The 24,160-nt window shown below is 42.2% G+C and carries 24 protein-coding genes; 1 reads left to right on the top strand and 23 read right to left on the bottom strand.

What is annotated here, in order from left to right:
• Positions 1-21: 21 nt before the first annotated feature.
• The 7 genes from D5F11_RS03455 to D5F11_RS03425 form a co-directional block, all read right to left on the bottom strand.
• Positions 22-1,131 (bottom strand): zinc-binding dehydrogenase, encoded by a 1,110-nt coding sequence (locus D5F11_RS03455; RefSeq protein ID WP_185830479.1) that lies wholly within the window; start codon positions 1,129-1,131, stop codon positions 22-24.
• A 40-nt stretch (positions 1,132-1,171) separates the two neighbouring features.
• A complete protein-coding gene (locus D5F11_RS03450) occupies positions 1,172-1,873 on the bottom strand; it encodes a GntR family transcriptional regulator (protein ID WP_120114873.1) in 702 nt (233 codons plus the stop codon).
• A 26-nt stretch (positions 1,874-1,899) separates the two neighbouring features.
• Positions 1,900-3,270 carry an MmgE/PrpD family protein gene (locus tag D5F11_RS03445; protein WP_120114694.1) on the bottom strand — a complete coding sequence of 457 codons (1,371 nt, stop codon included), beginning with the start codon at positions 3,268-3,270 and terminating at the stop codon, positions 1,900-1,902.
• A 161-nt stretch (positions 3,271-3,431) separates the two neighbouring features.
• The gene (locus D5F11_RS03440) at positions 3,432-4,592 is read right to left on the bottom strand and encodes an acyl-CoA dehydrogenase family protein (protein ID WP_120114695.1); all 1,161 of its coding nucleotides are present in this window, start codon (positions 4,590-4,592) and stop codon (positions 3,432-3,434) included.
• A gap of 39 nt (positions 4,593-4,631) precedes the next feature.
• Positions 4,632-5,153, bottom strand: a complete 522-nt coding sequence (locus D5F11_RS03435) for a MaoC family dehydratase (protein WP_120114696.1) — start codon at positions 5,151-5,153, stop codon at positions 4,632-4,634.
• Positions 5,154-5,188: 35 nt separating this feature from the next.
• Positions 5,189-6,343 (bottom strand): CaiB/BaiF CoA transferase family protein, encoded by a 1,155-nt coding sequence (locus tag D5F11_RS03430; protein WP_120114697.1) that lies wholly within the window; start codon positions 6,341-6,343, stop codon positions 5,189-5,191.
• A 42-nt stretch (positions 6,344-6,385) separates the two neighbouring features.
• Positions 6,386-7,246, bottom strand: a complete 861-nt coding sequence (locus D5F11_RS03425) for an HpcH/HpaI aldolase/citrate lyase family protein (protein ID WP_185830478.1) — start codon at positions 7,244-7,246, stop codon at positions 6,386-6,388.
• 135 nt (positions 7,247-7,381) lie between these two features.
• Between D5F11_RS03425 and D5F11_RS03420 the strand changes: the two genes are divergently transcribed.
• A complete protein-coding gene (locus D5F11_RS03420; RefSeq protein WP_120114699.1) occupies positions 7,382-8,107 on the top strand; it encodes a hypothetical protein in 726 nt (241 codons plus the stop codon).
• Positions 8,108-8,342: 235 nt separating this feature from the next.
• Here the strand turns inward: D5F11_RS03420 and D5F11_RS03415 are convergent, their stop codons facing one another.
• The 16 genes from D5F11_RS03415 to D5F11_RS03345 form a co-directional block, all read right to left on the bottom strand.
• Complete coding sequence (locus D5F11_RS03415; RefSeq protein ID WP_120114700.1) at positions 8,343-8,594, bottom strand: ferredoxin; 252 nt, start codon at positions 8,592-8,594, stop codon at positions 8,343-8,345.
• Positions 8,595-8,650: 56 nt separating this feature from the next.
• On the bottom strand, positions 8,651-9,520 hold the full coding sequence (locus D5F11_RS03410) for a 2-oxoacid:ferredoxin oxidoreductase subunit beta (protein ID WP_120114701.1): 870 nt from the start codon (positions 9,518-9,520) through the stop codon (positions 8,651-8,653).
• Positions 9,501-11,264, bottom strand: coding sequence for a 2-oxoacid:acceptor oxidoreductase subunit alpha (locus D5F11_RS03405; protein WP_120114702.1), 1,764 nt, complete (start codon positions 11,262-11,264; stop codon positions 9,501-9,503). Before D5F11_RS03405 ends, D5F11_RS03410 begins: the two co-directional genes overlap by 20 nt.
• Positions 11,265-11,334: 70 nt before the next feature.
• A complete protein-coding gene (locus D5F11_RS27680) occupies positions 11,335-11,466 on the bottom strand; it encodes a hypothetical protein (RefSeq protein ID WP_281277056.1) in 132 nt (43 codons plus the stop codon).
• A gap of 51 nt (positions 11,467-11,517) precedes the next feature.
• Positions 11,518-12,471 (bottom strand): VOC family protein, encoded by a 954-nt coding sequence (locus D5F11_RS03400; RefSeq protein ID WP_120114703.1) that lies wholly within the window; start codon positions 12,469-12,471, stop codon positions 11,518-11,520.
• Positions 12,472-12,501: 30 nt separating this feature from the next.
• Positions 12,502-13,293: an SDR family NAD(P)-dependent oxidoreductase gene (locus D5F11_RS03395; protein ID WP_120114704.1), complete on the bottom strand. Its 792-nt coding sequence runs from the start codon at positions 13,291-13,293 to the stop codon at positions 12,502-12,504.
• An 85-nt stretch (positions 13,294-13,378) separates the two neighbouring features.
• Positions 13,379-13,888, bottom strand: coding sequence for an aromatic-ring-hydroxylating dioxygenase subunit beta (locus D5F11_RS03390; RefSeq protein ID WP_120114705.1), 510 nt, complete (start codon positions 13,886-13,888; stop codon positions 13,379-13,381).
• Between the two features lie 20 nt (positions 13,889-13,908).
• A complete protein-coding gene (locus D5F11_RS03385; protein ID WP_120114706.1) occupies positions 13,909-15,213 on the bottom strand; it encodes an aromatic ring-hydroxylating oxygenase subunit alpha in 1,305 nt (434 codons plus the stop codon).
• 24 nt (positions 15,214-15,237) lie between these two features.
• Positions 15,238-16,023, bottom strand: coding sequence for an aspartate dehydrogenase (gene nadX, locus D5F11_RS03380; protein ID WP_120114707.1), 786 nt, complete (start codon positions 16,021-16,023; stop codon positions 15,238-15,240).
• A gap of 15 nt (positions 16,024-16,038) precedes the next feature.
• Positions 16,039-17,484, bottom strand: a complete 1,446-nt coding sequence (locus D5F11_RS03375; RefSeq protein ID WP_120114708.1) for an aldehyde dehydrogenase family protein — start codon at positions 17,482-17,484, stop codon at positions 16,039-16,041.
• A 15-nt stretch (positions 17,485-17,499) separates the two neighbouring features.
• Positions 17,500-19,185 (bottom strand): thiamine pyrophosphate-binding protein, encoded by a 1,686-nt coding sequence (locus tag D5F11_RS03370; protein ID WP_120114709.1) that lies wholly within the window; start codon positions 19,183-19,185, stop codon positions 17,500-17,502.
• A 29-nt stretch (positions 19,186-19,214) separates the two neighbouring features.
• Positions 19,215-20,006, bottom strand: a complete 792-nt coding sequence (locus D5F11_RS03365; protein ID WP_120114710.1) for an SDR family oxidoreductase — start codon at positions 20,004-20,006, stop codon at positions 19,215-19,217.
• 119 nt (positions 20,007-20,125) lie between these two features.
• Complete coding sequence (locus D5F11_RS03360) at positions 20,126-21,046, bottom strand: VOC family protein (protein ID WP_120114711.1); 921 nt, start codon at positions 21,044-21,046, stop codon at positions 20,126-20,128.
• Positions 21,047-21,115: 69 nt separating this feature from the next.
• Positions 21,116-21,652 (bottom strand): cupin domain-containing protein, encoded by a 537-nt coding sequence (locus D5F11_RS03355; RefSeq protein WP_120114712.1) that lies wholly within the window; start codon positions 21,650-21,652, stop codon positions 21,116-21,118.
• Positions 21,653-21,919: 267 nt separating this feature from the next.
• The gene (locus D5F11_RS03350) at positions 21,920-23,182 is read right to left on the bottom strand and encodes an MFS transporter (RefSeq protein ID WP_120114713.1); all 1,263 of its coding nucleotides are present in this window, start codon (positions 23,180-23,182) and stop codon (positions 21,920-21,922) included.
• Positions 23,183-23,405: 223 nt separating this feature from the next.
• Positions 23,406-24,155 carry an IclR family transcriptional regulator gene (locus tag D5F11_RS03345; protein WP_120114714.1) on the bottom strand — a complete coding sequence of 250 codons (750 nt, stop codon included), beginning with the start codon at positions 24,153-24,155 and terminating at the stop codon, positions 23,406-23,408.
• Between the last annotated feature and the right edge of the window lie 5 nt (positions 24,156-24,160).

The following is a 24,160-nucleotide window of genomic DNA, read 5'->3' as shown; positions in this document are numbered from 1 at the left end:
CCTCCCTAACATCATAAAAAGTTAATCTTGATTGACCAAAATGGTTGCTCTCGTCACTTCCCTTGATGCCGATTTATCCAGCGCCGTTTTGATCTCATCCAACGAAAACTCAGCATCCAATATTTTGTCAAAAGGATATTTTCCATTATTGGCAGATAAAAACTGTAATGATTTATATAGATACCAAGGGTCATAACGAACAGCTGATATGATATCAATGGATTTCCTTGTCAGTAAGCCTGGGTCGAACTCTACAAGCTTCCCAGGGGTAATATTTCCAATACTTACAAATCTTCCGCCAGGTCGGATGTAATAAATACCTTCTGCAAAAGCCTTAGGATTTCCCGTTAATTCTATTCCGACGTGCGCACCGCTACCACCCGTTAATTGCTTGACCGCATCGGCCAAGTTTTCCGTTGAGAGATAGTCATTAAAATTCAACGTATAATCCGCCCTGAATTGTTTAGCCTGCTCAAGCCTGCTTTCCACTCCGTCAATCACGATAACAATGGCCCCTTTTTCCTTAGCTACGGCAATTGCGTTCAAGCCAAGGCCCCCTGCTCCTTGGATGACAACAAATTCATTGTAAGTAACCCGTGCCTTGTCTATACCGAAGTATACTTGTGATAACGCACAATTGGCACTTGCTGCCGATACGTCCGAAACATTATCCGGTACTTTATAAAAATACTGGTCAGGGTGGATGTAATAATGCGTTGCATAGGTTCCATGAAAATGCGGTGATTCCTCCGGATCCTTATTCCAGAAGTCGTATGCATGTTCACATAAGTGAAATTTACCTTCTACACAAGGTGTACATTTTCTGCACGTAATGTAGTATGCAGATACAATGCGGTCCCCCTTTTTGATGGGATTGCCGGCGTAGTCCGTGGTCACGCCTTTTCCGGCTGCATATAATTCCCCTATCATCTCATGCCCAAGCACTCCCTTCCTTTTCGTCGGATGCAGCCCCTGCCATATATGAAGCTCGGAGCCGCATATGTTTGTCCTCCTTACCTTCAGTACAACTGCCCCATCTTCCGGCTCCGGGATTTCGTACTCCTGGTAGGACAGTTTTTCCGGTTCAGTCATGACTGCCACTTTTCCCATTTTTTGAGCAACCTTAGTCATCTCATAGCCTCCATTTCTCTTAATATAGCGCTTACATTTTTTAAAAATCTTTACTTCCGCTCCTGTTTGTTTCCTTTTCCGCTTCCAGGATTACCTCGATCAAATTATCCCTAGTCCTTAAAATATGCCTTTCTATTACTTTTCGAAGCTTTTTGGCATCCCTTTGTTTAATCCCTTCGATCATCAGTCCATGTTCCTTATGAGTTTCCTCCAAATGGTCAGCCAATAGGCTTGGCGTATATGGCGGAATCCCTTTCCAAAGTGTATCGATCATGTCATGGATTCTTCTCCAAGGACATCCGCGCCGCAATATATGGTGGAATTCGATATTTAATCTCATATATATTTCAACGTCCTCTTCCGTGTTGCCCAATGACCTCATCATGCTGTCCAACCTAGAAAGCTCCTTGATATCCTCTTCTTCAATATAAGGAAGGGCACGTTCCACCGCCTCCCCCTCAAGCAACACCCTTAATTGGTATATTTCCTTAATATCTTCAACAGATATCGGAGTTACAATGGCCCCCCTCCGCGGTTCGATTCGGACAAGGCCCTCCTTTTCCAACTGAACCAAAGCTTCCCTTATGGGCATACGGCTGACCCCAAGTTTGTCTGCCCACTCTTCTTGAACCAATCGGTCACCCATATTAAAATGCCCCGTTAAAATTACTTCCCGTAGTTTATTTGTTACCTTGCTCTGTAAAGTAGAACGGTCTTGTTCTGTCAATAAATAGCTCTCCATGCAATCTCCCTCTTGAATTAAGTTTGTCATTCCCTGACTCTCTCAAAATTACTTTCTTCTATGAAACTCATAATCGGCCCAATTTCACTCAAATTCTCTAAGTCCATTAGTTTGTCAGTAAAGTATTCAAGCTGCTGTTTGGGCATATTTGAGGTCATTTTCATAAATTTGGCAAGCAGTTCTTTTTTAGTTACCGGTTTTTCCGGGTCACCTTTCGGAAAGTCGGTCATTTTTGTAATCACATTACCTGACGTTAAAAATATCTCAGCCTTCGCTCCCCATTTTTTCGGATATGAGCTTGTCATTTCGGGATCAGCCCTAACAAATACGCGAGCCATCAATTGGCGAACTTTTTTATCCCAAAGTGTTTTTTGATTAAACTGGTCGAAGTCCCCATTCCCCTGTAACAGTGCCAATGCGGTGCAAAATTGGAGGCTAAACTTAGCTGCATATTCTGTACTGGGCTGGCTGTTGTCTGTAATATCGATAGCATTTTGATAAGTATGGATGACTATTTTATCGATTTCTTCAAGGGCGATTCTATCCTCATGATGAAGTTCGATCATAAGGTCCATTACGTGGTGCGTATGACGACAGGAAGCATGGATTTTAAAAGAGTTTTCCGTTATCTTATATTGATCGCCGAGCCCTCGTGTAACCTTTTTCACATCATATTCTTTACTCATGGCTTCAAAAAATCCGCGTCGACCTTCGAGGATTTCACTTGCGCCGGTAAAACCTTTCTGTGCCAGGAGAGCGCTGATTACTCCATTCATTGCCGCTTTTCCTGGGTGCAGTTGTTTGGACATTGCACCATCTTCGATAAACTCCCATAAACCTGCTGCTTGAGTACCAGCGCTTCCGAGTGCATGAGTCAATTCCTCTTTATTTAAGTTCAGTAGTTTTCCTGCTGATGCTGCAGCTCCGAACGTACCGCACGTTGCGGTATTATGCCAATAGTAATAGTGTGACGGCGTGACTGCTTCGCCTATTCTATAGGCAACCTCGTATCCTGCAACAATGGCCGTGATTAAATCTTTTCCGCTTGATTTTTTCCACTCAGACACAGCAATAGCAGCAGGAATGATAACAGTTCCGGCATGAATGATGGATGTTTTATGAATATCATCCAGTTCCATGATATGACTCGCCGCACCATTGACAAGCGCCGCGTTTGTTATGGAATTTCTTCCGCCTATCATCAGAGTTGCCTGGGGCTCTCCACCCAGTTCCCGTACCATTTCCTCCATTATTTTTATGGGCTTTTTTGTTGATCCGGCAATAGCAGAACCAAAGAAATCCAAAATACATAGTTTAGTAAATTCAACAACGTCTTTTGGCAAATCTTCATATTTGATATCGTGAATGTATTCAGCCAGCCTTTGACTTAATACCACAACACTCACCTCTTTTTTTTATAAAGAAAATCGCAAGCGCCTGTTCATCGACACACAGATTGAAGTGCCTTCGACGAAGTAAAGGGTAAGAAGGCAGTCGATAGGCACTGGTACTGGATAAAGTAAAGATCTCCAAACAAATCCCCCAAGCTTTTTGCACTTTAAAAAGAACGAGGCAACCCCAACACATGTTGTGCGACATAGCTTGTGACGAGGTTATTCGTAACCGGCGCCACCATAAAAAGGCGTGCTTCACGAAATTTACGCTCTATATTATATTCAGAAGCAAAACCGTAACCCCCGTACGTATTCATCGCAGCGTTTGCAGCTTTCCATGAGGCTTCAGACGCAAGGTATTTGGACATGTTTGCTTCCGCACCGCAATTTTCCCCGGCATCAAATAATTCAGCGGCTTGATCACGCATCAGCTTAGCCGCTTCTGCATCCATATATGCTTGTGCTATAGGGAATTGCACTCCTTGGTTTTCACCGATCTGACGGTTGAATACGACACGTTCATTTGCATATTGAACGGCCTTATCCACAAAATACTTTGCATCCCCAATACATTCCGAAGCTATAAGGATACGTTCAGCGTTCATCCCGCTGAGGACTTGTTTAAAACCATTTCCTTCCTCACCAATTAAATTTTCCACGGGAATTTCAGCATTTTCAAAAAACACCTCCGTTGTTGAATGATTGATCATTGTATCTATGGGCTGGATGGTTATGTTATTTTTTTGATCCTGCATATCTAGAATGAATAAGCTTAATCCTTCTGTCTTTCTTTTTACCTGATCTTTGGGTGTGGTCCTGGCAAGCAACAGCATCAGATCAGAATGCTGGGTGCGGGAAATCCATATTTTTTGTCCATTGACTAGATATTTATCACCTTTTCTGACAGCTCTTGTCTCTATGCTAGTCGTATCACTTCCCGCAGTAGGCTCAGTAATTCCAAAAGCCTGAAGCCGTAGTTCACCACTGGCGATTTTCGGGAGATAGCGCTGCTTTTGATCCTCGTTTCCATGTCTAAGAATAGAACCCATCGTGTACATCTGAGCATGGCCCGCTCCTGCATTCCCGCCCGAACGATTTATCTCTTCGAGGATAATACCGGCTTCCACCATTCCGAGACCAGATCCACCGTATTTTTCTGGTATTAAAATGGACAACCAGCCGTCATCCATCAATGCTTGAATGAAACCTTCGGGATAAGCCTTTTTTTCATCCATCTCTCTCCAATATGATTCAGGAAACCTTGAACATAATGCTTTTATGCTTTTTCTGATCAGGTCCAATTCCTCAGGCGCACTTACAGCCATATTCATCATGCCTCCCGCTTCAAACGATTTATCCGTAGCTTAATCCTTGTCCTTTTCCAGCACCTGTTTTAACAAATGACTCTCTCTATTCGGAGCCTTATCTTTTTTATAGACCATAAAAGTTCGCTTATAGGTGATGACAATTTCGCCATTTTGGTTATATCCCACAGTCTTCACATGAACAATGCCAACATTATTGCGCGACTTGGATTCACGTTTATGAAGCACTTTAGAATAGGAATAAATGGTATCACCCTCAAACACAGGATTGGGCAAGCGTATTTCGTCCCATCCCAAGTTTGCCATCGCATTTTGGGATATATCAGTGACTGATTGACCTGTAACAAGAGCAAGCGTGAATGTTGAATCAACCAATGGTTCTTCAAACTCTGTCTGCTTTGAATAATAGTCATCAAAATGAATGGGATTGGTGTTTTGTGTAAGCAAAGTCATCCAGATATTGTCTGTTTTTGTGACTGTTCTCCCCAAAGGATGCGGGTAAATATCCCCAACTTCAAAATCCTCGAAAAACCGGCTTGTCCAGCCTTCCTTAATACCCATTTCCATCCTCCCTCTTCGAAAAAATTGATCAGCCTTTATTCATTAGAAAAAGAGCTCAGTCCCAACTCTGTCAAAATGGCATCAGTATGTTCTCCCAAAGAAGGTACCGAATCCATGGCCGGTTCGAATCCTTCCATTGTAACCGGAGGAATTAAAGCAGCAATACTGCCGGCAGTGGTTTTAACCGTCCTCCACCGTTCACGTGCTTCCAACTGTGGATGTTCAAAGAAATCTTTCATCGTGTTTAGTCTTGCATTGGCTATCTTTGCTTTTTCCAATTTTGAAATAACATCATGAATAGACATTTCTTTAAATTGGTTCTCTATGATTCCTTTTAACTCTTCCCGATTTTTTGATCTGTTTGTATTGTTCATAAATCTCGCGTCTGTAACAAGAAAAGTTTTTTTTAGAACATGCTCGCAAAAGCTGGCCCATTCCCTTTCATTTTGTATGCCCAGAAAAACCTTTTTCCCTTCTTTACATGCAAATGAGCCGTACGGATAGATTGTTGAGTGACTAGCACCCGTCCTTTCCGGATCCTTTCCTCCATAAGCAGCATAATACATCGGATAACTCATCCATTCACCAAGGGCCTCCAACATGGAGACTTCCAAAATTGTACCTTCACCTGATTTTTCACGGTTTAAAAGCGCTGTAAGAACCCCTGAGTATACATACATGCCTCCAGCAATATCGGCGATTGATATTCCTGCCTTGGAAGGGGTATCTTTGCTTCCCGTTATTGACACGAGACCTGATTCACATTGGATAAGCAGATCGTATGCTTTTTTGTTTTGGTATAACCCTCCGCTGCCATAGCCAGATAAACTGCATATAATCAACTTTGGGTGTTTTTGAATCAACTTTTTTGGTTCATACCCCATTCTCTCCAATGCTCCTGGGGCAAGATTTTGTATAAAAACATCCGCTATTTCAAGCAGGCGATTGAATGCCTCTTTATCTTTTTCATTTTTTAAATCTAGAACAATGGACTCTTTTGAACGATTGCACCAAACAAAATGACTTGATAATCCATTTACCGTTGTATCATAATTTCTTGCAAAATCCCCAGTTACCGGCCGTTCTATTTTAATGACCCTTGCCCCCAGATCGGCCAATTGGCGCGTTGCAAATGGAACTGCAATTGCCTGCTCCAATGCAACAACTGTTATACCTTTCAATGGAAGCATCTTTTTTCACCTCTCTGTAAGGTTTCACTGCAACAACATCTCTCACATTGTGTTGTTTCTTTCATCATATTCAAGAATCCTTTTTGCCTTTTCCACAATAGGAGCATCTATCATCTTTCCATTTACCTTTGATACACCAAATCCTTCATCTATCGCTTGATAGTACTTTTCTATTACTTCTTTCGCTTCCTTAATTTCTTCGTTTGTGGGAGTGAAAACTTTGTTAATCGTTGCGACTTGGTTTGGATGAATCAATAGCTTTCCTTGAAAACCCAAATTTCTCCCTTTCTCCGCTTCCACCTTCAGCCCTTCCATATCACTGAAATTCGGATAAATCTGATCAATGGGGGGATCTATGCTTGAGGCTTTGGAGACCTCTATCATCTTTGAACGTGCATATAATGTTTCTATTCCATTACTTGATTTGATATTCATGTCAAACATCAAATCTTCAGCCCCAAATGCCAAGCACTTAACCCTACTGCAAGAGGTCGCAATATCATATGCATTATGAAGAGCTTGAGCGGATTCGATAATGGGAACAATCGTTAACGACTTAGGTTCAAGTAAGTATTTCATTTCAATTTGATTCAACATATAATCGGCAATAATCATATCGTCCCTTTTGTTGATTTTCGGAAGAACAATGCCTGTTAAGCCAGGTCTCACCAATTCTTCGAGATCATTTATGAAAAATTCAGTATGTACCCCATTAACCCTTACAAATTTTACATTTGTCCGCATTTTCTTGATTGCCTCTGAAACTTTGACTCTTGCCTCGTCTTTTTTTGATTTAATGACAGAGTCTTCCAAATCAAAAATAATTACATCCGCCTTAAGCTCCTTTACTTTTTTTAGGTGTTTATCCTGGCTTCCCGGTACAAACAACCACGACCTGTACATAAATATCACCTTTTTAGTAGGTTTTTTTGGTTTTGGATATTGGATACAATTATTATCATAATACATTAATTTTTCTGTGTAAAGTAAATAATCTGAATTTAATTAAAAAAATCAAATAAATTGTAATCCCCCTCTATGTCTTTTTATTACAAAGATATCTTTATAGATCAGTCCTTTCATGATAAAATCCACAGGAACACGGGAAAGGAGCTGGCCGCCGTTCAACATTATTTCCGCGCAAAATTGATTTTTGAAATCTGCATGATCCTTTTTGCCGTTGCTTCTGTAGCAACGATTTGGGTTCAAAGCGGTATAAGGATCTTCATCACTTGGACAGTTTGGGCAGTTTTCTTTTTGGACTTCTCTATCCGTTTTTTTCGAGCTGATAATAAATGGACCTTTGTGAAAGAAAATCCCTTTTTACTCATTGCCATCATTCCGCTGGACAGTATTTTTCAACTCGCAAGGATCGCTCGGATCTTCTATTTATTCCGATTAAAGGTCATGACAAAATATTTTGCTTCCCCTATGGTGGACAAGCTGAAAAAGAGAAGGCTGATCATGTTCCTTCCCTTCAATATGATCCTTGTCTTTCTATTCACTATCCCTTTGCATCACTTGGAGCCCGCTATCCTTTCATATAAAGACGCCCTAAAGGAATGCCTTATGTCGCTCGTTTTCTTTGGAAAAGGCAGCCTTCAACCGGTCACTGTCATGGGTAATGCAATCATTATTATTTTAACGATCCTTGGCGTGATCATGCATGCCGCCATCATCAGTTACATATTGGCCTTCATCCTTGAACTGCGGATAACCAAATTCATTCTAAGAAAATCGAGATGGAATCATAAAAATATGTAGATTGAGAAGCTATTTAATCAAGAGGAAATCTGATTGGAAATTCCCGTCCCGCCAAATTCTGGAAGTTATCAACGGCTTTTTTAAACAAGCTGACATTTCAACGATTAGCTAGAACAGCTCGATAAGAAAAAGAAAAACCCTGAATCTAATGCATGAGCTCTACGTTACAGGGCGCTTTTTTGCAAATAAATAAGGAGAGAACCTAATCTCTCCTCCACTCGATTTTATGCTGTTTTTACACTGCCTTTTCTTCCACTATATGCGCGAATGGCTTATCCTGGATTTTAATCGATTCAGTCGGGCATCCATCTAGAGCATCTATCAAGTCATCCTCCAAATCGCCTTCTACGGGGGTAATTCCTTGATTATCGTCTAATATGCTGAAGGAGAATCCCTCTTCATCGTAATCGAAAATATCAGGGGCAACGCCTCCGCAAGCACCACAGGCAATACAGGTATCCTGGTCAACTCGTGTAAATTTAGCCATTTCATCATCTCCTTCCGCAAAGTACACCGTTGTTCAGTTTGTTAATCCGAAAAGCTTCACATAAATTCATTGACAAGCTCCTGGAAAAGTTCAGGTTCCAAATTTAGCTGGGACTGCACCAAAGGTTTGTCAGCATATCCTTTCACCATCTCCTGATACGAAGGCCGCTCTTCTTGGTAGATAATCCCTGTTACAAGGCTGTTGTTTTCCATTAAAGTGTTCATAGCCATTGTACGATTGGTGGGATCATACCCCTCAATATCACTCAGCTTGGTCAAGTTCTCTTTAAACCACTCGTACGTATTCACCTTATTGTAGGTTACGCAAGGACTGTACACATTAATGATTGAGAATCCTTTATGCTGAATTCCAGCTTCAATTGTGGCTGTCAAATCTTTTATATCTGACGAAAAACTCTGGGCCACGAATGTTGCTCCACTGATCAATGCGGTCTCCATTGGCGAGAGCGCTCTCTCGATGGATCCATCCGGAGTGGAAGACGTAATAAACCCATCTTCCGAACGTGGCGATGTCTGGCCTTTTGTTAATCCATAAACTTGGTTGTCCATCACGATATAGGTGATGTCCATGTTACGACGCATGGCATGGATCGTATGACCGATTCCGATAGCAAACCCATCGCCGTCACCACCGGCTGCAATCACAGTGAGATCACGATTGGCCAGTTTCACTCCCTGAGCAATCGGAAGCGCACGTCCATGGACGCCGTGAAATCCATAAGATCTAATATAGCCCGATATCCGGCCAGAGCATCCAATACCTGAAACAAGGACGAGCTCTTCAGGGGTAAGCCCTGTATTTGCAGCCGCACGCTGGATGGCAGCCTGAACCGAAAAGTCTCCGCAGCCTGGGCACCAATTGGGCTTTACACCATTTCGGAAGTCTTTAAATATTGACGTAGCCATGCTCCAGCACCTCCCTGCTCGCTTTATAGACATCCTCTGAATAGAATGGGTCGCCATCAAACCTCAAATGGCTTTGAATTTTATCAATATATCCTACATTCATTTTGATGATATTGGCCAGTTGGCCGGTCGCATTATTTTCCAGGACTAGCACATGCTTGGCTGAATCAATATATGGCCTTACCTGATCTGCTGGAAATGGATGGATTAACCGAATATGCACATGATTTACTTTGACTCCATCTTTTTCAAGCAGTTCCATCGCTTCTTCAATGGCACCCCTTGTGGAATTGAAGCCAATGAGCAGCAAATCTGCTTGCTCATGAGGTGCATGTACTGCAATCGGATTCGGGAATTTTTCCACAAAGTTGCTTAGTTTACGCATCCTTTTGTCCATTTGCTTTTTCCGATTCGGCGCAAATTCGTTCGGTCGTCCCTCTTCATCATGCTCCAGTCCTGTCACATGGTGAATGCCATCTTTTGTACCTGGAAGCACTCTCGGTGAAATGCCATCCTCCGTTATTTCGAAACGCTTAAAATAGGTCGACTTATCTTCTTGCGCTTCCACTTCCTGAACCAATTTTCCCCGTCGAATCTCCACTTGTCCCAGATCAAACGGATTGACTGTCTGCTTGGCCAAAGAAAGCTGTAGATCAGATAAGAGAATAACCGGACATTGGTATTCATCCGCAATATTAAATGCTTCGACCGCATCATAAAAAGCTTCTTCCGCTGTGCTCGGAGCAATTACTACTTTTGGGATCTCCCCATGTGTTCCATAAATCATTTGCATCAAATCAGACTGTTCCTGTTTTGTCGGCAACCCTGTAGAAGGGCCTCCCCGCTGTGTATCCACGACAACTAGCGGTGTTTCAGTCATTCCGGATAGTCCAATGGCCTCCATCATCAGTGATAATCCCGGACCTGCAGAAGCAGTAAAAGCACGGGTTCCAGTATAATTGGAGCCAATCGCCATTGTTACAGCCGCAATTTCATCTTCCGTTTGAATAACGGTGCCGCCGACCTTTGGCAACTTTTTAATCAAATATTCCATGATGTCAGAAGCAGGTGTAATTGGATAAGCAGGCATCAGACGAACTCCCGCAGCTAAAGCTCCCAGAGCAATGGCATCATTTCCTATCATGAACATTCTTCTTATACCATCAGCTTCTGCAAGAGATAATGAAGAGCCTGAGTCTCCCAAGCTGTCTTTTATATACAAATACCCTTCCTGCATCGCCTGCATATTCTTCTGAACAATCTCTTCCCCTTTTCTTCCAAATATTTCTCTGATGACGCTGGTGAAAACCTCAACCTCCAGATTCATCACAGCACATGTAGCGCCAATAGCTACCATATTCTTCATTAAAGAAGTGCCCAGTTCAGAAGCAATTTCCGTAAATGGGACAGCATATAGCTGAGCTTTTGAGTTTTCCGGCTTCGTCGGGTTAAATTTAGCATCAGCAATAATGATGCCTTCTTCTGTCAGTTCATGTTCGTTCAAATCAATCGTTTCTTGGTCAAAAGCTACAAGAATATCTAAATCACCCGAAACTGCATTTACCTTCTCTGTGCTCACACGAATTTTATTATTCGTATGACCGCCTTTGATTCTGGATGAGAAGTGACGATATCCATATAAAAAGTAACCCAGCCGGTTCAGGCCGACGGAAAAGATTTCTCCCGTACTTTCAATTCCTTCTCCTTGCTGACCTCCGACCTTCCATGCGATTTGTGCTTTCATAACAATCCCCATTCCTAAAATTTGGCCTTTTAAATAGACAAACTCAGTTCATGCAACAATGCATTAACAACTAATGGTGACCTTGACGTATTTGCGCCCAGATTTTATCGAACGCCGCTCGATAAATTTCCTCTGAAAATCTGTGGCATCCGCCGGAGGCTTTGACTTGATTCAGCCGGGGTTTGAACCCTCGAAATACCAATAGGCATTCAGCTCACCACTTACAGAAGTGGGAGATTTCTGCTGAATGAAGTTAAAAACGCTCCAATAATTCAATGATGACTTTAAAAGTGGAGGTCGTATCCATGTATGCATATCGGCCTTTCCCATTATAAAAGTTACCTGTTTGAATGACCGGGTACCCCATCTCTTCAAGCATCTTAATTTTTTCATCCATATCATTAACAACAAATGATATATGGTGAACGCCTTCCCCATACGTATCAAGGTGATCTTTCCACGTACTCGGAGAGTCGCCGGGCTCAATCAATTCAATTTGAATCAAAGGAGTATCAATAAACAAATATTTCGACTTAGCTTCTGTAGGCTCCCCTTTATAAATAACATTCGTCAATTCCCTGGGAGCCGAGTAAATAACCTCGGGCTTCTTTACACCAAGCAATTGACAATAAGCATCTGCCGCTGCATCAAGATCTTTCACAACAAATGCAAGCTGCTCCACTTTGTTAGTACCTAACAACGGTCTCATATTTTCATCCTCTGGCTTTTCCCATCCCACTTCCCTTGGCTCTTCACTTTCAAGGAGCTCAATCAAAGTTTTATGGTCAGCAGATGTATCAATATATACGTACCGTCCCTCACTTAAGGTAAATTCACCAGTTTGCAAAACAAGATATCCCTTTTCTTCTATAACCGGAAGATAGGTATCAATTGATTCTACATCAAAAGCGATATGATGAATTCCTTCACCAACCTTGTCCAGAAACTCCCGCATGGTTCCGGGATTCTCATCCGGTTCAATAAGTTCAAATTGAACAGTCGGTGTATTCAAAAAAGCCAATTTGGATCTTGATTCGCTGGGGCTTCCTTTAAATATAACCTTGGAAACAGAGCTGTCGCCTGTCAAAAAAGGCTCCGTTTTTCTTATCCCCAATAACTTTGTGAAAGCTTCATTTGCTGCCTTAATATCCTTGACAACAAATGCTAATTGGTTTATTTTGTTATTGCCCAGTAACGGTCTATTCAAGGAATATCTACTCCTTTTCCGGAAATTCGGTCAACCCAGCCCGCGTACAGACAATCCTCCATCACTTGAAATGATCTCACCAGTGATTGCCTTCGATTCATCAGAAGCCAAAAGAACATAGGCTCCGACATGATCTTCCGATGCCATAGCAATTTGAAGCGGATTACGCTTTCTAATATTTTTTGCTTTTGTCTCATTATCTATAATTTTTACATATGGGGTTAGTGGAGGAATGACAGAAAGGGCTGTCAATGTACCGCCAGGGGCAACCGCATTGACTCGAATGTTTGGAGCCAATTCAAATGCGAGTTGTCGAAGCAAACCGATTTGTGCATGCTTGCTTGCCGTATACCAAACTCCTCCTCCATCCGGGTAGAAGCTTGCACCCGAAACTGTAAAAATCATACTGCCTTTTGTTTTTAATAGTTCATTAACAGCAGCTTTTGCTCCAAAGAATGATCCTTTGACATTGATATTAAACAGATAATCGTATGCTTCTGACACCGCCTCAGGTTCAACATCTACAAACTTGGCAAAGCCATCAAATACTCCTGCATTGACGATGAAAACATCTAGCTTACCAAATTTCTCAACAGTTGCCTGAACTACTTTCTCATTATCTTCGTACTGACTTACATCCCCTTGGATGGCGAGCAAGCTGGACCCAAACTCTTCAGACAATCTATCCAGCTTATCTTTGGATCGGCCGATAATTCCAACCTTTGCTCCTTCATGGATGAACCGGCGCACAACCGCCTCCCCTATACCGGATGTCCCTCCTGTAACAATGACCACCCTATCCTGTAAAGCTGTTCCCATCATCGATAACCTCTTTCGCTCTTGGAGCTTCAACTGCTAGGATGAAGCTCCTTTCATGACTTTTAGTTTGACTTTATTGATCCAACCATTAGACAAAGATTGCCAGATTCCTAGTATTAATCGTTGACTGATCGACAATGAAATCCCGTTTTGACAATTTCCATTGCCCATCCTCATATAAGAACTCATCAATTCTTTCACCGGAAATCAAATCATGATGAATGTCGGTGCTTCTGCTTCTGTAAATAAGCAAATAACTTTTGACTTTGGCGCGCTTTTCTTTTTTATACTCATCAACACGAACATTACTTACAAAACGGCGGGTTCTTGATGGGGGAATCTCTGCCCAGGCATAGTCTGTCTTCAATCTTTCTACCCTCAACTTTAACAATTCAATATCATCATTAAAGGCAAACATATCCGCCGAATAGTCAGGACGCTCAGTTCCTTCCTTATTAACCCTGACTGGCATCCGGTAAAGCAGGCTTGAGTGCATTAAACTATACCACTCATCAAATTCAATATTGTCCAGTAATGATGCTTCATGATATAGCCATTGTTCGAATTCGGAAATGGCTAGCATAGTTTCGATATCCATTTTCTTTCCCCCTTCTAGCCTCACTCTTTGGTCATTAACTCCAGCCAATATTTGTAGAAGTTCCGCTGACTCGCTTCTGAGAATTTATCACCATAAGCAACACCCGGTCCAACAAAGTCAACAGTTTCTCGTTGTAGCCCCATTGTATAGTTATAAGTCAAATTCTTTTGAAATGGCATTGAACCTGAAGCTGCGATAGTGATATCTGTAAAAACTTCTGTATCGTCCTGCTCAAAAATGCCAGAAGGGCTGAATGTAAGAATGAATGCATCTCTTGAACGGTCTTTCCATTCTTGGGGAGCATTTTTCTCTACAAGCATCCACGCTGTTACTTCCATTTTATTGACGCCAATTGGCCTCCACATTCTTACTGATGTGTTAGAGATGGGCTGGCCTTTTATTTCCGTATGTGAAATTAAAAAGGATAAGTTGGGGAATACATTACCAATCATATTTTTCATGTTACTCAGCACTTCATATTGCTCTTTTGTTAAATTCGATTTGAATTCTTCTTTCAATTCTTCAGGAAAAGCAAAAACAGGGTTTGGCATACCCAAGTTCAATCCATGACCATTTTCCGTGTGTATTTGATATCCCCGCTTTGAATATGTTGCACTTGGAACCATTCCAAGTTTTGCGATAGATCCGTGTGTAACCATCGTATGATAAGAGTCTCCGACAAAGTTATCGGAGCCAACCTTCCAGTTGGCATTAACAATAAAGCGCTGCGGCTCACCGACAACTTCCATTTCAGCCCGCCCGACAAGTAAGTCCAAATACCATGTAAGGTTACCTAAGAAATCTATGAGAGGTTCCGCCTCTTCGTTCCAAGTAGCAAATAGTAGTCCCTTATAAGATTCAATTCTAACTTGATTCAAGCCAAGCTTTGAACGGTCGAAATCCTCACTATAGATGTCCTTCTGCAACGGGACACCAATACATTCGCCGGTATTCCTAAAGTTGAAACCATGGTAGGGACATTGGAATGTTCGCTTATTACCCTTATCTGCACGGCAAAGCTTCATACCTCTATGTGTACACATATTATAAAATGCGTTGATTTCGTCATCCCCAGTACGGGTGATAATAATGGAATACCCCGATAATTCACGAGTCATAAAGTCATTTTTGTTGGGTATTTCGGACTCGTGACCGACAAATACCCATGTCTTTAAAAAAACCTTTTCATGCTCCAGATGATAAACAGATTCATCGCCCAATATATATGCTGGAATGGTTCCTTCTTTCGGAATAACCGTTTCTTTTAAATGGTCTGTCAACTGCTCTTTTGTCATCTCTTTTGCGAACTGTTTCGTTTTAATCATTCTTCTTTTCCTCCCTGCTTTAAATCATCCAACCTGCACAACATGTTCCTTATTTTGGAGCGTTGATAGAACACTCAGAGCAGCCAAAAAGCTTGTTTTTGGGTTATCCGGCATCGGATTATTCTCTACTTCAAGCTTTAAGGTTCCGAATGATCCGGCCGCCTCAATCAGATGCATGTTCTTGGATATATTCGGATCAGCGATAATTTTTACGCTGGTCTTATCCGGCCCAAGTCCGGCCAAGGAAAGAACAATCGCCACATTGATATTTCTCGGAAACTTTTTAATCGCTTCGCTTGCCGGACCTTCAAATAGGATTTTTTCTTCTCTCAATGTCTGATCAGATGGCAAAGCAGTTGGAGGCTTTCTTGTTGTTAGAGAAACAGCACCAAGACCATCCATTGCTTTTGCGGACTTAAGGATATCCAGCCCGCCGATAGCACCAGAAGGAACAGAAGCAGTTACATTGTTTTTTCGGCAAATTTCTTGGATATTCTCCAGAAACCCTTCGTCAGCCATTACTCCGATGCTGCTCAATATTAAATCTTTCTCGCTCTCAAGCACCTTCAATGCATACTCCCGAGCGGCCTCGACGGTTGCCACTTCAATGACCGCGTCTATGTCAGAATTGAGAAATGAATCGATATCCCCGTAGGTTTTTGCATTGAATTTTTGCGCTACCTTTGCTGCAACTTCTTCCCGGCGGGAAAAAACCGAATTGATTTTCCCGCCCGGGAGAAGTCCGTCTTTATTGATCGCCTTCAAAAGAAATTCACCTATATTGCCACAGCCGATCAAACCCAATTTCATGAAATTTCACCCTTCCTAATCAGCGAACCCGTACGAATCTGCAAACAACTCAAGACTTCCATGCCTCGTTTCACGAGACAAGCCACTTTCCTTCAAGCCTGGAAAATCAAGGTTCAAATCTTTAAAAATCGTATGATTATTATGGAATACAGCTCCTGCCTCCAGACGATCCGCCACTTCAATTGCTATTTCTTCACTTTCTGTCCAAACGGAGGCCCGCAAACCGAATTGACTGTCATTCGCCAATTCAATCACTTCATCAATAGTAGAGAATGGCAATATCGGGATAACCGGGCCAAATTGCTCTGCTTGAACAATTTCACTATCCTGTTGAACACCTGTTACGATAGATGGAAGCATGAAATATCCCTGATCCCAAGTCTCAGGATCCAGCTGAATCCCTGCTGTCACAACATTCGCACCTGATTTGGAGGTCCTTTCTAGCAATTCCGTGACATAATTAAATTGAGCTTCATTATTGATTGGCCCCATCGTGGCATCCGGCTGAATGCCATTACCGACAACTACTTTCTCAAAAGCTTGCGTCAGCTTCTCAACGAGCTCATCATACCGCGATTCATGAGCATAAATTCTTTTAATAGCAGAACATACCTGACCAGCTGCTCGTAAAACACCCATTTTCAATCTCTCAATCGTGGCTTTATCGAGATTAGCATCTTCAAAAACAATAGCTGGATCGTTGCCTCCCAATTCCATGTATAATTTTTGCAATGTACCGGAAGACTTACGCATAATATCTTTTCCTGTTTCTGTACTTCCTACAAATGCAATCGTTCTGACTCTGGAATCAGAACAAATAAGGTCTCCGATTTCCCTCCCGGATCCGGTCACAATGTTGATAACACCTGCCGGAAAGTAAGATGCTACTACTTTAAGAAAGCTCATGATGGTCAATGGACAGTTGGTAGCAGGTTTCACGATAACGGTGTTTCCTGCAAGCACTGCAGGTATCACTCGTTTGAATGTTAAAATCATCGGTGAGTTCCACGGAGTAATAGTTGCCGTAACACCCCTTGGCCTTCTTCTTATCTGAACATTTTGGCCGCCATTATATGTTTCCGCTCCCCACCATTCGAGCAGTTCCTGCGCCGAGCCTTTCATAACGTCCACACATCTGAGCAAATCGATTTTCGCTTCGACTAATGACTTCCCATTTTCTCGGACAAGTAAAGATACACTTTCCTCCACGATCGTCGCCAGTTCTTCCGCTGCCTCATTCATCCGTGTAGCTCGGTCATGTATATCTGAACGGGACCAGTCTTTGAATGCTTCTGCTGCCGAATCAATCGCCTCTTTGACCAATTCTGGGGAACACAAGGCAACTTCACCGACTTTTTCTTTTTTGTTAGCTGGATTTATAACATCTGCAGTTTTTTCTACCTTTCTCCATTCCCCATTAATCAGACATTGCCCTGATGTATTCGGATAAGTTGCGATCATCCTCATGCCTCCCAATCATAATTTTTTCGGTTTAAATGCCTCTGCTGCTCCTGGAGGTCCGCCAAATGGCTTTGCCATAGGTCCAACCTTATCCATATCCACAACAATCATTGATGGTTTGCGGTTATCCATCGATTTCTTCAGTTCACGTACAAATTCATCTGCTGATTGAATTCTCACTGCATTAAAGTGCATTGCCTCAGCCATTTTTACAAAATCGGGGCTTAATAAATCTACAGCTACCTGGCGTCCATATGCCTCATCTTGTATGTTCCGCAGAACACCGTATCCTGAATCATCGAATAAAATGATGATCAACGGAAGCTGTTCTTCGGCTGCTGTCACCATTTCCCCCGCATTGACCATAAACCCTCCATCACCAGCCATTAAGACGACCTTCTTATCTTTGCAGCCAATTTGCGCTCCAATAGCGGTTGGCAGCCCCTGACCGATTCCTCCTCCAGATGCATGTATGGAAGTGCCAGGTTCGTAGATTTCGTATAACCGACTGCCCCAGACATTCGCCTGAACTGTTACATCCCGAACTAAAATAGTATCTCGTGGAAGCACTTCTTTCATTCCATCCAAAAACTTCACATAAGGCCCAAGTGTTTCCCGCAGTTGGGTACGAACATCTTCTCTCAGCGCACGCACTTCTTCTAAATAGGAAAATTTTGGTTCGATGGATTGTTTCTCTAGTGTTTCGACCATGCTGGCCAAAATGTTTTTAGCATCTCCTACCAATCCAATAGTGGCATTATAACTCCTATTCACAGCTAACCAATCGGCATCTATTGAAATATGTTCTTTGGGCACGGGTACTTTCCAATTTGAGGTTTCATTACCTCTGAATCTAACACCAACACTAATCAATAAATCAGCACTCTTTAAAAATTTTTTTGTAGCCTCATAAGCTGCAAAATGTCCAATACATTGTTCATGATCTTCAGGAATAGAGCCTTTTCCTGATTGGCTTGTAATGACGGCGGCCCCAGTGATCTCAGCCAGTTTCCGAAGCTGCTCCGAAGCTCCTGATGCGTTTACACCGTTCCCAGCCCAAATAACTGGCCGCTTTGATTGTGAAATCATCGCAGTAACCTTCTCTGGAACGATCGGTTTTGTGTCAGGTAAACTTTTAACTTGTATTTCTTCAAGAGTCACATCTTCAATGATGGCTGATTGAAAGTCTATCGGTATCTCAAGAGATATCGGCCCTGCAGGCGCAGCCAAAGCTTCTTGAATCGACTTTCTCATCAAAGAAGATGCCTGTTCGGGCTGTCTCAGCCGGTAAGCATTCTTACAGGCTCCGTTCATCATGGACAGTTGGTCTTTACATTCATGTATATAACCCTTGCCAGTTCCAAGATAAGGAGATGCTACCTCACCTGTAAGATGAAGAACTGGCACTCCTGCAGCCCAGGCTTCAACCAATGAACCTGCTGCATTTCCTGCCCCAGTTCCAGTACTGGTAATCACAACACCCAGTTTTCCTGTCGCTCGTGCATAACCATCAGCCATGTTGACAGCTCCGCTTTCTCCTCTTGAACAAATAAGCTGGATTTTTCCATTTCTAAGTATTGCATCATAAATAGGCATATTATGTATGCTTACAATGCCAAAAGCGACTTCAACACCGGCATTTACCAGCTCTTTGACAACTGCATCTGCAACTGTATATTCCACCTGTTGTTTTGTTTCCATTACACACTCAACCCTCGATCCAATAATATTTAAAGTGCTTTTCCCAGCGCCCCCGCTGTTTCTATCGTTGAACCTGCTACATAACTGGCTTTTTCAGAAGCAAGAAAAACGATCACATCAGCCACTTCTTCCGCCTCTCCAACCCTGCCAAGTGGGATATTCCGCTTCTTCGCTAGATCCGCATAATATTCTTCCGGATCTTGATCCGGTGCATTCTTTAATCTTCTTCTTTCCCATTGATCTGTCTTGATCAGTCCAAGACTGACGGAATTCACCAAAATATTGTCCTGAGCCAATTCCTGGGACAACGTTTTACTCAAATTCAAAAGTCCAGCGCGTGTTGCAGCAGTTGCTACCATATGACGCTCCGGCTCTTTCGCAAGAGTTGCATTGATATTAATAATTCTGCCTCCCCCTCTTTCTACTAGATGAGGATGTACAGCACGCACCGCGTAAATGATGGCAAAATATTTCAATTGAATCTGCTCTTGCCATTGTTCATCTGTGATATCAAAAAAGTATCCCATAACGCTATGTCCTGCAGCATTAACTAGAATGTCAATACCTCCAAAGTAATTCGCTGTTGCCTGGATAAATGAGTCAACATCTTCTTTTGATGTAACATCACACTGTCCAGCGTAAATATCTTCCTTGCTCCCGAACGAAAACAAATGGTTGCTCGCTTTTTCAATCCGTTCCTTGCTTCGGCCGCATATAGCAACTTTTGCGCCTTCTTGCAGAAATGTTTCTGCTGTTTTTAAACCTACTCCTGATGTGCCGCCCATGATAACAGCTACTTTGTCTTTAAGCCCGAGATCCATCTATTCTTTTCCTCCCTTAGGCCCTTCCATAATGATTGAAGATCAAAGCAAGGCAGCCCTTGCTTTTTATGTTTTTATTAGAGGGGGACCTTTCAATATATGAAATGCCCCCCTTTAAATTATTTAGCGATATTGGCAGTAACCCATCCCGGATCAGGCTCTCCACCCATGGCCTTGCGGGCTTCCGGAGTCGGAGGTCCGGCTATTCCCCATTGATCCATAAGGTGTGGAACACGTTTCCATACTCTGGCCCGCCATTCAGATTCATCTTCAATCGTTTCGAGATAACATGTGTACTCCATAACAAATCCGCCCGGATCTTGGAAATAACAGAAAATATTATCTCCCGGCCCATGTCTGCCCGGGCCCCATAATTCTTTCAGACCCGCTTCCCTGACATTGGCAATCCCTCTCATCACTTCGTTCACCGAATCAAGCTCGTATGCAATGTGATTGACTGATGTATGCTGTCCCTGGTTAAAAGCAATCGAATGATGCTTTTTATTACATCTGAGGAATGACATTTGATGTTCACTCCAATCTGTAACTTTAAAACCAAGCACATCCGTATAAAACTCAACAATCATATCCAAGTCCTTTGTATTCATGACAACATGATTTAGTTTTACAGGGTCCACATTCTTTTTATTCCAAATGGAAGTATGCACCTCAGCCCATGCAGACAACTCAATCAGACGATTTTCAGGATCAAGGAAACGAAGTCCATACCCGCCGCCGGCCTCGCTTAAATAACCGGGCGGATCCACGATAATCACATTTTTAGATTGCAGAATCTCTGCTGCCTGGTCTACTGAGTTTTTATCCACCATTCCGAAAGCAATATGGTGTAACCCAGGCTTTTCCCCTTCGTGGAGGCTTAAAATATGATGTTCAGGCCCCGCACCTCGAAAGTAAACCGCCCCGTCATTTTCTGGGGTATCAACCTTATCCAATCCCCATACTTTTTCATAAAATGCAACTTGCTCATCAATATTGGGGGTGATCAAGCTGATATGGCGTAAATGAGTAATGCCTAACATAAGTTTGGACCTCCCATTAATAGTAAGGTAGCTTTCACTCCTGAAGTCTTGCATCAATCCACGCAGCGCTTACTTTCCGCTGATGATGGCTTCTCTTTCTGCAGCACGCTGCTTGCGAAGCTCTTCAAGTGCACTGCCTGCCGGATAAGTTGGTAAGTTAGGCTTACTTGCCCCAAGCATAACTAACATCAATGCTTCCTCGTCGCTATCATTGCGAATTCCTCGGTGAACTCCTGGAGGGCTGCTAATGCAATCCCTTTCATTTAATTTAATCTCATGAATTTCATCACTATCTACTTCTTTAATGAGTGCTGTGACCTGGCCTTTTAAGATGAAGAAAACTTCTTCTACGTCATCATGCAGATGTAGAGGGCCGACACATCCTGCCGGTAAAACCATCGTACTTAAAGTGAAATGCTCCGCCGCTATTACATTTGCATCTGCGTTTGCAGTGGCCCCCCTCCCGATATAACGCATTTGAGCCCTTTTGTACCGAGGATCGACTTCCTCTTGAAACTTCAATACGTTCCAATCAAGCGTGCGATCTTTCAGTCTTGCTACGTACTTTTTCTCAAACTCTTCAACTGAAAATTTTTCTTTTGCCATTTTTAACATCCTCCTTTTCCGTATACAAACTAGTTTGTGTTTTATATACGAAACATTGTTTTATTTTATGAGTTTATGGTAATCAATAATGATAGCGGTGTCAAGATTAATTTTTAAGAAAATTCAAGAGCAAAGGCTTTTTAGGGTCCGACAATGCCCGCAACTGACATTAGGACTTCCGTCAGCGGATGCAGCATTCGGGACTTTACGCTAAAAAATAAAAAAGTACAGACGCTTTTTAATGCGTCTGTACGTGTATGAAGGAAGCTACACCGCTTGCTTGAATAGGCGAACTTCAGCAGCTTCTTTTTTGAGTGAGAAAAGGTAAGCCAACAGACCTAGAAGCGAAGCAACAATCAACATAATGATTGAAGAGCTGAAGCTTCCACCTGATGCATCCCGAAGCCAGCCCATAATGTAGCTTGAAAAGCCCCCCATGATATTCGTGAATCCCATAAGGCCCGCAGCACGTCCAGCAGTTTCAGGTGTGGAAAACTTAACAATAAAGAGATTGCTCAAATGAAAGACTCCGCCTTGTGCTCCCATGGCAAGCCCCATACAAAGACCAGCAATTATTGCACTAGGCGCTATGATGGCATAAGCAAGAAAAAGCGCTGTCATACCGAACAATATGGTGGCCATTAGACTTGGCCTTCTTGTTTTATCAGATAAATAACCGCAAGCAAGTACAAATAGTAGTGCAAATAACCAGGATACTGACGTGATATTTTTCATGCCCTCTTGAGCAAATCCGCGTGCTTCAACCAGATACGTCGGCAGCCATATACTAATGCCGAAAAATAGAAAAGAAGCAATCAACATTCCAATCCAAACGATCCAATAACGGAAATCCTGTATAAATTTTCGATCGGACATCTCATCCTCTTGATCTGTCAACCGAATATATGCCAGTTCTTCTTTACTTAATCCGGGATGTTCTTCAGGAGTATTCCTTGTTAAGAACAAGAACATAGGGATGTTGATAAATAAATTAAAACCAGCAAGGATAAAAAATGCCGCCTGCCAATGGAGAGTTGCAATAATAAACACGAGTATCAAGGCTCCCAACGCTGGTCCTAAATAGTTGCCTGTAATCCATGACGCTTGAGCCTTTCCCAATTCCCTTCGGTTAAACCAGCTTGAAATGAATTTCCCTGATACCGGAATCATCATCCCTTCTCCCAACCCAAGGATAATTCTGCTGACTAAAAACATTTCATATGTATTTGATAACCCAGCCATGATCATTGTAACGGTCCAGACTCCCAGCCCCAAAATGGCCGTTTGGCGTGCCCCTAGCTTATCGATGATAATTCCCCAAAAAAGGTTTGAAAGCGCATACGAAACAGTGAACACAAATGTGATCATGCCTATTTTGGCACTTCTGTCCTCTCCAGTTAATCCCAAAGCTTTTAAAAATTCGGGATCTGTCTGGATAACAGATATCCCCATCTTGTCAATTTGCCCAAAAAACCAGAAAAAGAAAATCGGTACAGCGATATAAAGCCATCTTTTGTTGTTTGAGAACATCGTATACTCTCCTTTAATTCCTTATTGAATATTTATAGGTTTAAATATTCCGTAAAAAGAAACCCCTTTCAATGCGAGTTTTATTGAAACAGTGTTTTATATAAGAAAAATAATAATGCGTGCAGAGAAGTTTGTCAACATAATTTTTCCGCATAAAAAATTATGTTTTATATATAAAACAAAAAATCTTACAAGCTCTCAGTTCTTGTAAGATTTCAATCAGTCATTTTTTATATCCTAAATGATTAGACAATTCTTTTGCTGCTTCAACTACTTTTGGCAAAGCCACTTCTTCAAGGAAATTTTCATGAAATAACGGTTCTGATGTAACCACATTCAATGCTGCCTTTATACTTCCGGTATAATCAAAAATGGGTGCTGCTGCCGAATGGACACCAGGAAGGAAATCACCTTCTGTAATTGCATACCCTTGTTTACGAATTGACTCCAATTCTTTTTGGATAGAAGTAAGATCGGATTCATTAAACTTATCTGTCAATCTTCCTTCCGGCTGATATGCTAGCAGGACCCTGCCATTGGCCAATGCCCGTGCCGGAAGCCTCGCTCCTATATTGACATTGATCATTGAAACATGCCTCACTGGCGCAGTGCCTATGTATACTACCTCTTGATCATCCAAAATAGATAAATGGCAGGACGTTCCAAGCTCATCTCGTAATTTTTCTATATACGGCTGTGCGATTTCAGGCAGCTTTAAACTGCTTAAATAAGCAAATCCTATTTCTAATACCTTAGGAGTCAGGCTATAACGCTTCGTATTCTCATCTTGATCCAGATACCCCATACTTTGCAACGTATATAAAAGCCGATATGGTACTGTTCTACTAACACCCAAGCTTTTCGATATCTCGGAGAGTGATAAAGTGGGGGTCTCTTCATTGAATAGTTTCAGGATTTCCAAACCTCTTACCAAGGAATTCGCACTATATTTTTCTTTATCTGAGTCACTCATTGACA

The sequence above is a fragment of the Siminovitchia terrae genome (assembly GCF_003605405.2).
Taxonomy (GTDB): domain Bacteria; phylum Bacillota; class Bacilli; order Bacillales; family Bacillaceae_C; genus Siminovitchia; species Siminovitchia terrae.
The sequence above is the reverse complement of the archived record's forward strand: the minus strand, read 5'-3'. Positions and strand labels throughout refer to the sequence as shown.

What these genes read in the sequence shown, in the direction of transcription:
- D5F11_RS03385 (WP_120114706.1), bottom strand. Translation starts at nt 15,213, where the DNA reads ATGATTAAAACGAAACAGTTCGCAAAAGAGATGACAAAAGAGCAGTTG.
- D5F11_RS03375 (WP_120114708.1), bottom strand. Translation starts at nt 17,484, where the DNA reads ATGATCGCAACTTATCCGAATACATCAGGGCAATGTCTGATTAATGGG.
- D5F11_RS03390 (WP_120114705.1), bottom strand. Translation starts at nt 13,888, where the DNA reads ATGGATATCGAAACTATGCTAGCCATTTCCGAATTCGAACAATGGCTA.
- nadX (WP_120114707.1), bottom strand. Translation starts at nt 16,023, where the DNA reads ATGAAATTGGGTTTGATCGGCTGTGGCAATATAGGTGAATTTCTTTTG.
- D5F11_RS03450 (WP_120114873.1), bottom strand. Translation starts at nt 1,873, where the DNA reads ATGGAGAGCTATTTATTGACAGAACAAGACCGTTCTACTTTACAGAGC.
- D5F11_RS03455 (WP_185830479.1), bottom strand. Translation starts at nt 1,131, where the DNA reads ATGACTAAGGTTGCTCAAAAAATGGGAAAAGTGGCAGTCATGACTGAA.
- D5F11_RS03345 (WP_120114714.1), bottom strand. Translation starts at nt 24,155, where the DNA reads ATGAGTGACTCAGATAAAGAAAAATATAGTGCGAATTCCTTGGTAAGA.
- D5F11_RS03350 (WP_120114713.1), bottom strand. Translation starts at nt 23,182, where the DNA reads ATGTTCTCAAACAACAAAAGATGGCTTTATATCGCTGTACCGATTTTC.
- D5F11_RS03365 (WP_120114710.1), bottom strand. Translation starts at nt 20,006, where the DNA reads ATGGATCTCGGGCTTAAAGACAAAGTAGCTGTTATCATGGGCGGCACA.
- D5F11_RS03440 (WP_120114695.1), bottom strand. Translation starts at nt 4,592, where the DNA reads ATGGCTGTAAGTGCGCCTGAGGAATTGGACCTGATCAGAAAAAGCATA.
- D5F11_RS03405 (WP_120114702.1), bottom strand. Translation starts at nt 11,264, where the DNA reads ATGAAAGCACAAATCGCATGGAAGGTCGGAGGTCAGCAAGGAGAAGGA.
- D5F11_RS03415 (WP_120114700.1), bottom strand. Translation starts at nt 8,594, where the DNA reads ATGGCTAAATTTACACGAGTTGACCAGGATACCTGTATTGCCTGTGGT.
- D5F11_RS03425 (WP_185830478.1), bottom strand. Translation starts at nt 7,246, where the DNA reads ATGTACAGGTCGTGGTTGTTTGTACCGGGAAGCCAGGATAAACACCTA.
- D5F11_RS03410 (WP_120114701.1), bottom strand. Translation starts at nt 9,520, where the DNA reads ATGGCTACGTCAATATTTAAAGACTTCCGAAATGGTGTAAAGCCCAAT.
- D5F11_RS03355 (WP_120114712.1), bottom strand. Translation starts at nt 21,652, where the DNA reads ATGGCAAAAGAAAAATTTTCAGTTGAAGAGTTTGAGAAAAAGTACGTA.
- D5F11_RS03430 (WP_120114697.1), bottom strand. Translation starts at nt 6,343, where the DNA reads ATGCTTCCATTGAAAGGTATAACAGTTGTTGCATTGGAGCAGGCAATT.
- D5F11_RS03420 (WP_120114699.1), top strand. Translation starts at nt 7,382, where the DNA reads ATGTCTTTTTATTACAAAGATATCTTTATAGATCAGTCCTTTCATGAT.
- D5F11_RS03435 (WP_120114696.1), bottom strand. Translation starts at nt 5,153, where the DNA reads ATGGGTATTAAGGAAGGCTGGACAAGCCGGTTTTTCGAGGATTTTGAA.
- D5F11_RS03370 (WP_120114709.1), bottom strand. Translation starts at nt 19,185, where the DNA reads ATGGAAACAAAACAACAGGTGGAATATACAGTTGCAGATGCAGTTGTC.
- D5F11_RS03360 (WP_120114711.1), bottom strand. Translation starts at nt 21,046, where the DNA reads ATGTTAGGCATTACTCATTTACGCCATATCAGCTTGATCACCCCCAAT.
- D5F11_RS03395 (WP_120114704.1), bottom strand. Translation starts at nt 13,293, where the DNA reads ATGATGGGAACAGCTTTACAGGATAGGGTGGTCATTGTTACAGGAGGG.